The sequence below is a fragment of the Microbacterium sufflavum genome, from assembly GCF_023101165.1.
Lineage (GTDB): Bacteria > Actinomycetota > Actinomycetes > Actinomycetales > Microbacteriaceae > Microbacterium > Microbacterium sufflavum.
Genome location: NZ_CP078076.1, coordinates 1,583,366 through 1,596,744, shown reverse-complemented (window position 1 = coordinate 1,596,744; position 13,379 = coordinate 1,583,366). Strand labels below are relative to the sequence as shown.

The 13,379-nt window shown below is 71.7% G+C and carries 12 protein-coding genes; 5 read left to right on the top strand and 7 right to left on the bottom strand.

Annotated elements, in window-relative coordinates:
- Positions 1-40: 40 nt before the first annotated feature.
- A complete protein-coding gene (gene ypfJ, locus KV394_RS07810) occupies positions 41-925 on the bottom strand; it encodes a KPN_02809 family neutral zinc metallopeptidase (RefSeq protein ID WP_136029324.1) in 885 nt (294 codons plus the stop codon).
- A 51-nt stretch (positions 926-976) separates the two neighbouring features.
- On the opposite strand from ypfJ, the gene KV394_RS07805 reads away from it, so the two are divergent.
- From KV394_RS07805 to KV394_RS07790, 4 genes are all read left to right on the top strand, one after another.
- The gene (locus tag KV394_RS07805) at positions 977-1,966 is read left to right on the top strand and encodes a malate dehydrogenase (protein ID WP_136037099.1); all 990 of its coding nucleotides are present in this window, start codon (positions 977-979) and stop codon (positions 1,964-1,966) included.
- A gap of 97 nt (positions 1,967-2,063) precedes the next feature.
- The gene (locus tag KV394_RS07800) at positions 2,064-4,352 is read left to right on the top strand and encodes a hypothetical protein (RefSeq protein WP_136044627.1); all 2,289 of its coding nucleotides are present in this window, start codon (positions 2,064-2,066) and stop codon (positions 4,350-4,352) included.
- Positions 4,352-4,525 (top strand): hypothetical protein, encoded by a 174-nt coding sequence (locus KV394_RS07795; protein WP_168387166.1) that lies wholly within the window; start codon positions 4,352-4,354, stop codon positions 4,523-4,525. Before KV394_RS07800 ends, KV394_RS07795 begins: the two co-directional genes overlap by 1 nt.
- Complete coding sequence (locus KV394_RS07790; protein ID WP_136029318.1) at positions 4,525-4,806, top strand: hypothetical protein; 282 nt, start codon at positions 4,525-4,527, stop codon at positions 4,804-4,806. The genes KV394_RS07795 and KV394_RS07790 overlap by 1 nt, the downstream gene beginning before the upstream one ends.
- Positions 4,807-4,824: 18 nt before the next feature.
- Here the strand turns inward: KV394_RS07790 and KV394_RS07785 are convergent, their stop codons facing one another.
- Positions 4,825-5,391 (bottom strand): hypothetical protein, encoded by a 567-nt coding sequence (locus tag KV394_RS07785; RefSeq protein WP_247982733.1) that lies wholly within the window; start codon positions 5,389-5,391, stop codon positions 4,825-4,827.
- Between the two features lie 113 nt (positions 5,392-5,504).
- Here KV394_RS07785 and KV394_RS07780 point away from each other — a divergent pair, with 113 nt between their 5' ends.
- Entirely contained in the window at positions 5,505-5,981 is a 477-nt protein-coding gene (locus KV394_RS07780) for a recombinase family protein (protein WP_136029314.1), read from the top strand.
- A gap of 116 nt (positions 5,982-6,097) precedes the next feature.
- Here KV394_RS07780 and KV394_RS07775 read toward each other — a convergent pair whose 3' ends face one another.
- The 5 genes from KV394_RS07775 to KV394_RS07755 form a co-directional block, all read right to left on the bottom strand.
- Positions 6,098-6,490 carry a hypothetical protein gene (locus tag KV394_RS07775; protein ID WP_136044625.1) on the bottom strand — a complete coding sequence of 131 codons (393 nt, stop codon included), beginning with the start codon at positions 6,488-6,490 and terminating at the stop codon, positions 6,098-6,100.
- Between the two features lie 238 nt (positions 6,491-6,728).
- Positions 6,729-7,025, bottom strand: coding sequence for a WXG100 family type VII secretion target (locus KV394_RS07770; protein ID WP_017204355.1), 297 nt, complete (start codon positions 7,023-7,025; stop codon positions 6,729-6,731).
- A 98-nt stretch (positions 7,026-7,123) separates the two neighbouring features.
- Positions 7,124-8,089, bottom strand: a complete 966-nt coding sequence (locus KV394_RS07765; protein WP_247638299.1) for an intradiol ring-cleavage dioxygenase — start codon at positions 8,087-8,089, stop codon at positions 7,124-7,126.
- Positions 8,090-8,193: 104 nt separating this feature from the next.
- A complete protein-coding gene (locus KV394_RS07760; RefSeq protein ID WP_247982732.1) occupies positions 8,194-12,666 on the bottom strand; it encodes an FtsK/SpoIIIE domain-containing protein in 4,473 nt (1,490 codons plus the stop codon).
- Positions 12,663-13,379 carry a hypothetical protein gene (locus tag KV394_RS07755; protein WP_372490605.1) on the bottom strand — a complete coding sequence of 239 codons (717 nt, stop codon included), beginning with the start codon at positions 13,377-13,379 and terminating at the stop codon, positions 12,663-12,665. Before KV394_RS07755 ends, KV394_RS07760 begins: the two co-directional genes overlap by 4 nt.

The following is a 13,379-nucleotide window of genomic DNA, read 5'->3' as shown; positions in this document are numbered from 1 at the left end:
CGATCTCCACGGTAGCGGAGCGGTCGCCGCCGCCCGGGATCTACGGGTCGAGCTGGTCGGCGGGCAGCGTGAAGACCTGCCCGCACGCCTCGAGTCCGTTGGCGTAGCCCTCCGCGAACCAGCGCTGCCGCTGCTCGCTCGAGCCGTGCGTCCAGCTCTCCGGGTTCACGAAGCCGGACTGCTCCTGGATGTGGTCGTCACCGACCGCGAACGCCGCGTTGAGGGCGTCGACGCGCTGCTCCTCGGTCGACGGCTGCAGGTACGGCACCCCATTGGGATCCGTGCTCTTCGACATCTGTCCGATCCACGCCCCCGCGTAGCAGTCGGCCTGCAGCTCGGTGCGCACCCCGTTGCTGCCGGGACCCGTGCCGTTGTTCGGGTACTGGTCCATGACCCCGGTGATGTACTGGATGTGGTGGCCCCACTCGTGGCCGACGATGTAGAGCTGCGCGAGGTTGCCGGCGGTCGCCCCGAACTGCTGCTGCATGAGCTGGAAGAACGTGGGGTCGATGTAGACCGTCTCGTCGCCCGGGCAGAAGAAGGGGCCGACGGCGTTCGACGCGGTGCCGCAGGCCGTGGGGGTCGAGCCGTCGACGACGATGAGCTGCGGGGCACGGTACCCCTCGACGTGGTCCTCCCAGAACGCATCGAGCGCGAGCTGCGATCCGGCCATGCGGCAGTCGACGTCGGCGTTGGCGTCGGCCCCCGTGTCGCAGTTCTCGATCACCGACCCCTCGGCGGGACCGCCGCCGCCGCTCGGTGCCCCTCCGCCGACGAGTCCGGACAGGTCGATCCCCAGCAGCGGACCGGCGATGAGGGCGAGCAGGCCGAGGACGCCGATACCGGTGCCACCGGCGATCGCAGCCGTGCGTCCGCGACGGCGCGTGGTGTTGCCGGAGAGGTCGGCATCGGGATTGAACGTCATGCGTCGAGGGTACTCCGCGCACCCCCGCGCCGACGGTCGTAGGCTCGGGTCATGACCACGACGATCACCATCACGGGCGCGGGCGGACAGATCGGCTACGCGCTGCTGTTCCGCATCGCGGCGGGCGACCTCCTGGGTCCCGACGAGCGGGTGCGGCTGCGGCTCCTCGAGATCCCGCAGGGCCTCGGCGCTGCGGAGGGAGCCGCCCTCGAACTGCAGGACGGCGCGTTCGACCTGCTCGAGCACGTGGAGGTGACGGACGACGCGGCGGTCGGGTTCGACGGCTGCGACCTCGCGCTGCTCGTCGGCGCGCGCCCCCGCGGGCCCGGCATGGAGCGCGGCGACCTGCTGGCGGCGAACGGCGGCATCTTCGGCCCGCAGGGAGCGGCCATCGCCGCGAACGCCTCGCCGGACGTGCGGGTCACGGTGGTGGGCAACCCCGCCAACACCAACGCGCTGATCGCCGCGGCGGCCGCGGACGGGGTGCCGGCCGAACGCTTCACGGCGCTCACCCGGCTCGACGAGAACCGGGCGAGGGCGCAGCTCGCACAGACCCTCGGCACGCCCGTGCGCACTGTGCGGCGTGTGCCGATCTGGGGCAACCACTCGGCCACGCAGTTCCCCGACGTGTCGCACGCGACGGTCGGCGGGGAGCCGGTGCAGGAGGCGCTGGCGCAGATCGTCGGGGACGTGCCGACCTGGCTGGAGCAGACGTTCATCCCGCGGGTCGCGAAGCGCGGTGCGGAGATCATCGAGGTGCGCGGCTCCTCCTCCGTGGCCTCCGCGGCGAGCGCGACCATCGACCACGTGCGCGACTGGGTGCGCGGCACCGACGACTGGACCTCCGCCGCGGTGGTGTCGCACGGCGAGTACGGCGTGCCGGAGGGGCTCGTGTCGTCGTTCCCCGTGCGATCGGTCGACGGCGAGTGGCGGATCGTCGAGGGTCTGGAGCTGAGCGACTGGGCGCGGCGCCGGATCGACGCCTCGGTCGCCGAGCTGCAGGAGGAGCGCGAGGCGGTGCGGGCGCTCGGGCTGCTCTGACGGCCCTGGGGCGCATGGGGAGTTCTGCCCATCGCCGCGTTCGTGCCGCCCCGGTAGATTTGCTGCGGACGGGACACCGTCGAGGAGGGGCGACGACATGGCACAGTGGGACGATCTGCATCCGGGGCGCGGGGTCACGAGCGCGGTGAACGACGCGGCGACGCGCGTGAGCAACCGCAGCACCGGGACCGAGACGGTGCGCTCGGCGCTGGCGAACGCCGCGACGAGCACCACGGACGAGGTGTGGGCGGGTGACGCCGGTGCGGCCTTCCGGACCTCGCTCACCAAGCCGCAGAACCTGTGCACCGAGCTGACCACCGAGTTCGCCGCCGTGCAGTCGGCGCTCACGGCCTACGCCGCCGAGGTCGACCGCATCCGCGCCGCGACCGCCGCCGCCCACCAGGCGTATGCGAACGGCTATGCGACGTGGAAGGCCGCCGAGGCCGAGGAGAGCCCGTTCCCGCTCTCGACCTACACGTTCAACGCCCCCAGCCCCACGCTGCAGCCGGGCCTGTGGGTGCCGAGCGGCACCACCGCGGGCCTCGCCGACATGCGGCAGGCCGCGAACCAGCTCAAGGCCCTCGCCACGCAGCGCGAGACCGCCGACAGCACGCTGGTGGCCGCCCTCGCCCCGCCGGCCTCTCCGCGCTGGGACGCCATGCAGTCGGCGCTGAGCTTCGCGGGCATCGACGACATCGACGACCTGAACTACGACAACCTCGGCGACGCGTTCGCGAACGTGGCGGACGAGATCGCCGAGGGCGACATCACCGACGAGAACCTGCAGGCGATGCAGGACTTCTTCGACGTGTGGGGCGACGACACGTTCGTCATGTCGCAGTTCTTCCTGGAGGTCGGCGGCGAGAACACCGTCTCGATGATCGACAACCTCGGCGACGCCGTCATGGTGGACGGCCTTGCCGGTGCGACGGCGCTCGCCCTGGCGACGTCGATCCGCGGCGGCCTGTCGACCGGATCCCAGATCTGGATGGAGTCGACGTCGAAGGACTTCGCCGAGAGCATGCTCACCGGCGCCTCGTCGAGCGTCGGCGGCGCGGTCGCCGCGATCGGCTTCCTGTTCTCCGACGAGAAGAACCACCCGCTCGGGGTGAACCTCACGGTGGCGATGGCTGACGAGATCGATCGCATCGAGCGCGACCCCGCCAGCATGCTCTACGGGGGCTGGACCGACTTCTCCCCGAACGCGGGCGGCCGCACCCTGGCGTTCCTGGAGGGCGAGCAGACCGGACTCGACGGCAACCGCGTCGACGATCTGGCCGGGCGCATCTTCTCCACCCTCGGCACCTACCCCGACGCGGCCCTCGACTGGCTCACCTCCACCGAGAACGACCCGTTCGGCGACGGCGACCTCGGCGACGGCCGCATCGAGTACTGGTTCGGTGAGCGCGATTGGAGCGCGAACTCGTCCGGCGACGGCTTCGAAGGGCCCGGAGCTCTGTGGGCCGGCGCGCAGCAGGCCGCGGGAGGCCCGGCCGATGCGACCCACACGTACAACCCCGAGACGTGGCAGCGCGTGGCGGAACTCACCACCCAGGTCGTGCGCGAGCTCACCGGCAACGAATCGTTCCTGCCGGAGAACCTCACGAGCATCGGCCAGGTGCGCGTCGCCGAGGGCATCTCGGTCGCGATGCCCTACTTCTCCGAGGCCATCAGCGAGAGCGACCCGGCCGCGGGAACCCGTCCGTACTTCGAGAACCTGCTGATCGGGACGGACGACCCGCGCGCGATCCCCGATGTCACGCAGGCGCAGCTCGCGCAGCTCCTCGGCACGGCCGCCTGGAGCGACGGGGACACGCCGTCCGCCGGCGCCGCGGTCATCGCCCAGTCGGTGCAGCAGTACCAGGACGCGCTCATCGCGATCGCCGACCTGGCGCCCGCCGACAGCGCCTTCAAGGCCGACGCCCTGGAGCGTGTCGTGGAGCTGCAGGGCTGGCTCGACGGCTCCCCGGCGGGAGCCGCCCTCGGCGAGGCGACCCGTCACGACGAAGCGGTCCAGGCCGCGATCGACGGAGTGGGCACCGTGGTCGGCCTGATCCCGATCCCGGCCGTGGGCGACGTCCTCGTGGCCGGCGGGAGCGTGGTGATCGATGTGGCGCAGAGCGCCGTGATCGGCGGCGTCTCCGACTGGGGCTCCGGACAGGCGACGGCGGCGTGGGCGAACTCGCACGAGGCGCTGCTGGAGGCTCAGGCCGACGCGGCGAACGGCCGCGAGATCGCGACCATGGAGACCATCGAGCAGATGCTCGTGGACCTGGGAATGACCGAGGGCCTCTCGGCGGGACAGGTCGACGACCTCGCCCGCGAGATGTTCGCCGACTACCAGCGCGGTGTCGAGGCCAACACCTCGTGGGCGGAGGGCACCTGATGCGGCGATCCGGCGGCTGGGCGCTCATCCTGATCGGCGGGATCGCGCTCGTCGGCTGCACGCCCGCCGCAGCCGCTCCGCGCGCGGTCTCCACAGAGCCGTCGGCACCCTCCGGCGACCCCCGACCCGACCCCACCGAGACCTACTCCCCCGACGATGTGAAGGTGCCGTGATGACCGATCTCCAGTTCGACTCCGAAGCCGTCGGCGCGACCGGCGGCACGCTGCAGAGCACCGCATGGGCCATGAGCCTCGACGTGGACCTCGCACTCGGCGCGTGCGGCAGCTCCGCCGTCTCCGCGGCCGCCGACACCTGGGCGATGTGGGCCAAGGGCACGCTGCTGCAGCTGCAGAGCATGACCGCCGGTGCGGGCGTGGTCGCCCGCGATGCCGCGACCGCGTTCGAGACGCAGGAGGCCGAGATCACCAGTGCCGCGAACGGCGGAACCCCGTAACCTGCGGGGCGCGTTCGCTCAGCGCCAGCGGATCGCCTGATCCGCGTCACCGCCGCTGGAGGTCCACAGCTCCTGCAGTTCGGTCTTCCACTCGTCCGCGACACCCGCCGACTCGGCGCTCGCCGTGAGCTCCACGACCTGGTCGTCGTTCCGCGTCACCTTCAGCTCGACGCTGCTCACGGGAGCATCGGCGGCGGTGACGCCGTCCCAGCCGGCGAGCGACGCGAGGAACGCCGCCTGCTGGTCGAACCCGTCCGCGGCGATCGCGCCGAGGCCCCAGTCACCGGTCCACGAGCTCTCGCCCTGTCCGTAGAACCAGACGGCGACGGAGGTGTAGTCCTCGGCGTCGTCCTGCGCGAGCACGAGATCGCGCACGCCCTGCAGCACCTCCGCGGAGTCGTCCTCGGACAGCCCCGGTTCGGTCGCGACCACGACCTCGACGCTGTCCACGCGCGCGATGTCCACGCCGTCGATGCCCTCCAGTTCGGCCGCGAGGTCGCCGCGCCGCTCGTCCTCCGATGGGGCGCATCCGGCCAGCAGGAGGAGCGAGGCGGACGCGAGAAGGACAGCGGTGAGGCGACGCATGACCCCTATTCTGGTCGGGCTCCCGCCACGGGTGCAAAACCGGACGCCCGGCGGGTGCCCGCAGGGCACAGATCGGATCGCGGACAGGGCACAATGGAGGACGGAGGTGCGCGATGAGCGAGACGATCGAACCCACGACGGCGGCATCCGTCGACGAGGCCCTGACGAGCCCGCTGCATCTGCCGCACGCGGCCGCCGAGTGCCCCAAGTGCTTCACCGAGCTGCAGGCGAACCGCAACTTCTGGCTCGCCCGGCCCGATGGCTCCCGCCTGGTCGGCCTCGTCGTCTCCCGCGACGACATGCCCTCGGTTGTGGAGCAGCGCGCCGACCTCACCCGCTTCGGCGTGCCCATCGAGGGCTTCCGCCATCCGGCCCCGGACATCCTGGAGAGCTGGAGCGACCGGATCGCCCGTCTCATCGGCACCCTGCACGCCGGTGACGTGCTGGTCGTCGCGACGATCGCCGCGCTCGGCCGCGACAGCGAGGAAGGCGCCCGCACGGTCGCCGAGCTGCGCCGCCACGGCATCATCGTGAAGGTGCTCAACCACAACGCCCGGCATCTGGCCGACGCGGCCGCGGCCCTCCGCTGAGCAGACCTCGACCCCTGGACGTCCGGACGTCCAGGGGTCGAACTCTGCGCGGTGGGGGCCGCCGACGCGGTCAGGAACTCGTGCTCACCGCTGCGCGACCGAAACGCGACGAGCGTTCAGCGCCACCACGACGAGAACAGGCTGTTGCCCCACGAGGAGACCTGCTGCGGCGAGTATCCCGAGTTCTGCACGCTGGGCGCTCCGGCCCAGGAGTTGCCCTGCAGCACGTTCTGCACGACGTCGTTCGACGCCCACCAGTTCGACGATCCGTTGGGCTGACCCCACCCGTCGCCGTAGGAGCTGCCGTAGCCGTAGCCGCCGTCGTACCCCTGGCCCCAGCTGTACGTGTTGCCGGAGCCGAAGTCGTAGCCTCCGTAGCCGTCATCGGCCGAGGCGGGAGCCGCGAACGCGATCCCGCAGGCGACCGCGACGGCTCCCGACGCCACCGCCAGCTTTCCCCAGCGCGCGAACCGCCGCCCATTGTCGTTGCTCTTCATCGTCGTCTCCATGATCTCTTCCTTTCCCGCTGCGGGCAGGATGAAGCCTCGAAACGAGAGTGCTTTCCGAAACGCCAGCCCCCGTCAGCGTGTTTCGGAAGTCACGGTATGCACGGGTCATGCGCATGGCAATATGCCGACGCGGGTGACGCGGAGCGTGCCGCATCCGTCCTCGTGCGGGGTCGGGGACAGCGCCCGGAGACGCAGAAGAGGGGATGCCGGATCGGCATCCCCTCTTCTCGCTGAGGCGTTACTGGCGGATCTGCGCCGCGAGCTGCTCGTCGGTCGACTGCAGCGACTGGGCCGCGACGTCGAGGAAGCGGGCCATGCCCTCGATGCCCGCGATGGTCGCGGTGGCACCCTGGTTGAACTGCGCGTACGAGGCGTCGAACGCACCCGAGGCGGACGTGGTCACGAAGCCGCCCGAGACGAGCTGCGACACGTAGGCGCGCAGGTTCTTGAGCTGGGTCTCGATGTCCTGCTGGCCCGTGCGGAGACGGCCAGCAGCGTCCTTCATGTCGGCGTAGCTGACTTTGAGGTTCGTCATTGGTGTTACCTTCCGGTCGCCCCGGCCGGTGCCGGAGGTGTTCTTGTTCTTCGAGAGTAACGAAGGGCACCCGCCACGCAAATGGGGAGAAGTCCCCATCAGCTCCCCGGCGGTCGCCCACCCGCGCCGGGACCACCCTGCGGGGCGCCGCCGGCGCTCGGCGTCGTCGTGGTGTCGACGCCCACCATGAGCGATGCGCGGTAGCCGGTGCCGGTGTCGCCGGCGATGCTCGCGAGCTGCAGGGCACCCCCGTCATCGCCGAACACCATGTCGGCGTCGAGCGAGGTCTGCGCGAGGTTCCCGGCCGAGCCGTCGTAGGCCGGCAGCGCGTACACAGCCGTGCACGCGGCTTCGGGCAGCGCCAGCTGCGAGGTCGCGATGGCAGCGGTCGAGTCGGTGATCGCGGAGACGTCGGGGTACACCTCGAAGTGGATGTGCGGCCACCGTCCCGAGTAGCAGCCGGGGAAGATCGACGTGAAGGAGACACGGCCGTCCGCATCCGCGACCTGCACGCCGCGGAGGTAGGTCACATCCTCCAGGCCCGAGGAGTACATCGAGTACTCCCCCTGCGCCGTGCAGTGCCACGCGTACACGGCGACCCCGGCGAAGGGCACCCCGCCGTTCGCGAGGTCGAGCACCGTGAGCTCGAACGTCAGCGGCACCCCCTCGGCCGTCGCGCCCCCGTCGATGCTCGAGCGGATGTCGCGCCGGACGATCCCGGACTCCTCCAGCACGTCGGGGCCGTTCGAGCCGTCGCCCGGATAGGGGCCTGCCGTCTCGTCGGGGATCTCGCCGTCCACGCCCGTCGTCGCGGTGCCGTCGCTCCCCGGGTCGGCCGTGGGTGCGGCGGTCGTGCCGGCTCCGGACGACAGCGGCGCGCAGGCTGCGAGCGCGGCGGACGCGGCCCCCAGTCCCACCAGCCCGAGCACGCCGCGCCGGCTGAACAGCGTGCCCAGGTCGAACGCGGCCCCCTGATCGACGACCTCTTCCTCGGTACGCGGCAGCAGTCGCCCCTCGTAGGCGGGGCCCCGCGGTGTGGGCGTGGGTTCGGGACTCGGGCTCATGGCGGCTCCTTCGGGGGCGTCGGGAGTCACCATGGTGCCCGCCCCGATGATCAGGAGCCTCTGGCGGGGCTATGGCTTTCGTATGGGCGGCGGCGTGCCGCCGGTCAGACGGTCTCGGGGACCACGAGCGGGAACTGCACCCGCACGATCTTGCCGCGCTGCGCCAGCACCGCCCGGCCGACCGGGAACTCGCCGCGGCCGATGCGGGGCAGGGGCGCCTTGAGCACGAGCTCGCCGTCGATCGTCTCCGGCTGGAGCACCACACCGCGCCGCGCCTGCTTGATCTCGCCGAGCAGCCCGAAGTTGCTGGTCCACTCGCTCGTGTCGCCCGTGAACAGCAGCAGCAGCTCGCCGCGCGTCGCGCGCTTGACCAGGTCGGACAGCGGCATCTCGAGCAGCGACGACGCGAACTCCGCGACGCCCTCCACCGCCACGACCGGCTTCAGGCCCTGCTCGGCCTTCTCCACGATCTCGGCCACGGCCGCGGTGCCGCTGATGCCGTCCGCCGCCGTCGCGGTCCACGACACCGCGTGGCGCGCCGGGGAGCGGGTCGACCCGAGGAACAGCGTCGGCGTGCCCGGTCGCGCCCGCAGCACCTGCTGCGTGATCGCGGCCAGCGCGTTGCTCTTGCCGCTCGCGGGCGGACCGGCGATCACGAACGTGCCGGTCGGCTCGATGCCGAACGGACCGAGGTCGCTGTCCGCCAGACCCACCACGAGCTGGTCGCCGACCGTCGCCGGCACCTCCTCCAGCCCGTAGCTGAGCGGCAGCGCACGCACCGGCGGCGCGTCGGGCACGCCGCGGCGCGACATCGACGCGGCCATCCGCTCGATCGCCAGCGACTGCTCCTTCATGCTGCGCGTACCGCCGATGATCGCGATCTGCGCCTCGTTCTCGCCCACGATCGCACGCCCCGGCACCGATTCCGGCGTGAGCACGTCCTTGGGCACGTTGAGGATGTTGTACGCGTCGGTGTCGGCCATGCGCAGCACCACGCGGCGCTGGATCATCGCGTTCAGCGCGCTCGGGATGCTCTGGAACCGGTCGGCCGACAGCACCACGTGGATGCCGACCGCACGGCCGTCGGACAGCACCTCCTGCAGCGCGTTGTACGTGTCGGTGCGGCCGATCACGGCCTCGTAGTCGTTGCGGAACGCCGCGAACCCGTCGATCAGCACCACGATGCGCGGCTCGTCGCTCTTGCCCGACAGCTGCCGGTATTCGGTGAGGGTCGCCGCGCCCACCGCCGAATACGCGTCGCCGCGGCGGTCGAGCTCCTGACGCAGCGTCGCGAACAGCCGGGCGACCCGCTCGGCGTCGTCGCCCGAGATGACCGAACCCACGTGGGGCAGGGGCTCCAGCATGCGCAGCGCGCCCGAGCCGAAGTCGAGACCGTACACGTGCACGGGTCCGCCGCGCGGCGTGATGCCCGCCGACACCGCGAGCGTGCGCAGGGCCGCCGACTTGCCGGAGCCGCTGGTGCCGTAGATGACCATGTGGCCCTCGGTGTCGGGCAGGAAGTGGAACGGCACCTGCTCCTGACGCTCGGGCTCGTCGATCACGCCGAGCAGCAGGGCCGCATCGGTGCGCTGCGGCAGCTTGAGCTGGTCGAACGTCGGCGCCAGCTCGTCGAGCCACGGACGCCGCGGCTGGGCGACCTGCGCGGCCTGCGCGGCGAGCACCATCGTGCTCACCAGACGCTGCTGGTCGTTCGGGCCGAGGTCGTCGTCGACCACGACCGCGTTCTCGTCGATCGGCAGCTCCCACGGGCCCTGGTCCGTCGAGCCGAACGCGGCGATGGAGACGTCGGTGCCGTCGTCCTCCCCCAGGCTCCAGCCGCCCGAGTACGCCGACTGGAACAGCGTCATGCGGCCGGGACCCGTCTTCGCGATGCCGCGGCCGGGCGTGCCCGGATCGAACAGCGCCGCGTCCTTCGTGCCGATCACGTCGTTGCTGTCGGTCTCGTCGGCCATGCGCAGCGCGACCCGGAGGTTCGTGTTCGCCCGCAGGTTGTCCTTGATGACACCGGCCGGACGCTGCGTGGCCATGATGAGGTGGATGCCGAGGGAGCGCCCGCGCTGGGCGATGTCGATCACGCCGTCGACGAACTCCGGCACCTCCTTCGCCAGCGCCGCGAACTCGTCGATCACGAGCACCAGGGCGGGCGGGGCCTGCGGGTCGCCCGCGCGCTCCAGCTCCAGGATGTCCTTCGCCTTCTTGCGGTTGAACAGGTGCTCCCGGTAGTGCAGCTCGGCGCGGAGGCTGACCAGCACGCGGCGCACCAGGTGCTCGTTCAGGTCGGTCACGATGCCCACGCAGTGCGGCAGGCTCACACAATCCGCGAACGCCGAGCCGCCCTTGTAGTCCACGAAGAGGAACGTCAGGCGCTCCGGGCTGTACTCGGTCGCCATGCCGAGCACCCACGCCTGCAGGAACTCGCTCTTGCCGGAACCGGTGGTCCCGCCCACGAGCGCGTGCGGGCCCTGCTGCCGGAGGTCGAGCTGCAGGGCGCCCTCCGCCCCCGCGCCGACCAGGGCGCGGAGCTTCGGCTGGTACCGGCGCGCGGAGCCGACCTTGCGCCGGGAGTGCAGCGAGTCGTTCTGCGTCCACCGGTCGATCACGCTCTCCGGCTGCGTGGCCATGTCGCGGCCGAGCAGGTGCAGCATCGAGATCGTGCGCGGCACGTCGCTGCGGTCCAGGGCGACCTCGCCCGCGTCGGTCAGACGCGCCAGAGCGCGCGCGAACACCGCGAACTGCTCCCGCGTGAGCTCGTCGACGGACAGGTCGTCGATCACCTCGCCGAGCCGGACGAAGTGCGCGCTGTCGGTCGACCCGAGCTCGACGAACGTGCGGCACGACGCGGGCAGGGCGGCCGCGTCCTCCGTGAGCCAGACCGGGAAGATGCCGCGGGTGGCCGCACGCTCGGACAGCTGGATCAGGCGGCCGCGGTCGACCGGGGCGTCCGGCGCGATCAGCACGACGATCGCGGGCTTGGGCACCGCGTCATGACGGCTGCGGGAGTCCTCGCCGACCTTCGAGCCGCTGTTCGTCGCGGCCTTCTCGGCCTCCAGCGCCCCGAGCTCCACCGCGTCGCCGCTGCGGTTCGAGCGCTGCGCGATCAGCTCCTCCAGGCGCGCGACGATCTGCCCAGCCGAGGTGGGACCGTCGCCGATCGGCTGCACACCCAGCACGGCCTGCGCCGACCACGCGTGCGGCAGCCACTTCGCATCGGCCAGCTGAGCGCCCCAGCGCGGACCCCACAGGCCCACCACCCCGACATCGGCGGGTGCGTGCAGCCCGGCGAGCTGCGCGAGCAGGGCCCTGGCGTATCCGGTCGAGCGGCCGCCGAGGCCCGCGATGCCGAGCGCGCCGACGTCGGTCAGGTCCTCCAGGATCGGCACCTGCGGCACGATCCTGGTCGCCTCGACGACCGCGTCCAGGCGGTCGACGTACTCCGGGATCGCGCGGTCGCGGCCGTTGGAGTCCTTCACCGAGCTGCGCGAGGCGGTGTCGCCGATCCCGAGTCGCACGTGCAGGAACGACCAGTGCTCGGTGCGCCGCGTCCACACCAGCGGACCGGCGGTGAGCGCGGCGTCGCTGATCTCGCGCAGCAGCGGCACCTCGCGGCGGCGCACATCGATCTCCCGGTCGCGCTCGCTCTGCAGCCGCGCGTCCAGGCGCTCCAGCTGCTCCTCGAAGCGCTTCTTGTCCTCTTCCAGCTCGCGCTTCTGCTGGTTCTTCGTGGTGAGCCACGTGCCGATCATCAGCAGCGGCGACAGCGCCACGAACATGATCGACAGCAGGTTCTGCGTGAACGCGTACATCGCGCCGCCCATGAGCAGCGGGGCGACGAGCGTCAGCAGCGGGAACGGCTGCTTGCGGGCGGGCACGGGGAGGTCGGTGCCGTCGAGCTCCTCGCCCAGGTACCGCTCCTCGACGCGCGGCGAGCGCACGAACTCGACCTGGCGGATGGAGGCCTCCGCGGGCGACGGCGTCGTGGCACCCGCCTCGACCTTGACGCGCACGGGGGTGTCGCCCAGCACGACCGACAGCTCGCCCTCCGCCGCCACCAGGCGCACGACCGAGGCGCCGTCGACGAGGATGCCGTTTGCGGAGTTCAGGTCGATCAGCTCGACACGGTCGCCGATCTCCAGTCGCGCGTGCTTCTTCGACACCAGCGGGTCGTCGATCACCACGTCGCACGACTCGTCGCGACCGAGCACGATCGTGCCGCGGGTCAGCGCGATCGAGCGCGCACCGGGGCCCGCACCGACCTCCATGCGGCCGACCACGGGACGCTGCTCGTACGACGCGGGGACCACACGGACCGTGGCGCCGTGCGCCAGTCCGACGTGCGCGAACGTGGACTCCGGCGCGAGCAGGTCGCCCGCCCCCGACACCACCGAGCTGTACGCCTCCAGGGTCACGGCGGCCGGGTCGGCGTGCGCGAAGGAGCCCAGCGGATCGGCGCGCACGATCATCGCGGCGATCTCGCCGATCGTCGCCGTGCTCTCCGCCGTGACCTCGATGTCGCTGGATGCCGCGCCCTGACGCAGCAGGGTCAGCCGTACCTTCACTCGTTGTCTCCCTCTGCCTCGCTCGGCTGCGGGGCGTCCAGCAGCGGGAGGTCGTCCTTCGTGACGAGACGCGACGCGATCACGTGCTCCACCAGACGCGCACGGCGGTTGGTCGCGAAGCTGCGCTGACCGCCGCGCATGCCGGGCACGCCGACGCGGTCGAACTTGTCGCACACGTTGTCGAGCTTGCGGTTGAACCGCGTGACCGTCCACCCGAGCCGCTCGGCCGCCTTGGCCGACGACGGGATCTCGCTCATGCCCGTGCCGTCGCGACGAAGCTGCGGCTCGGCGAGCGCCAGGATCAGCAGCTTCTGGCTCAGCGTGAGCGGCACGTCGCCGATCGTGGACATGCCGTCGTCGTCGTAGTCGCGCTTGGTGGCACGGAACGCGGGCTCCGCGGCGTGCAGCACCAGCTCGTACGTGGTCGGTCCCGCGCTGAAGACCACCGTGGTGGTCTCGAACACGAGCGGCAGCCGCGCCCCCGGCGCGAGCCACGCCTGCACACCGCCGGCCGAGTCGGTGACGGTGGCTGTGAGGCGGGTGCCGATGTTCGTCAGCCACCACAGGCCGTCGCCCTCGCTGATCTCCAGGAAGTGCCGGTGCAGGAACAGGTTGTCGTCGAGGGCCAGGTCGCCCTCGCGCCCGACCACGAACCGGTTCCCGTGGTCGATCGGGTAGTACTCGCCCGCGAACTCGACCGTGACCCCCGCCAC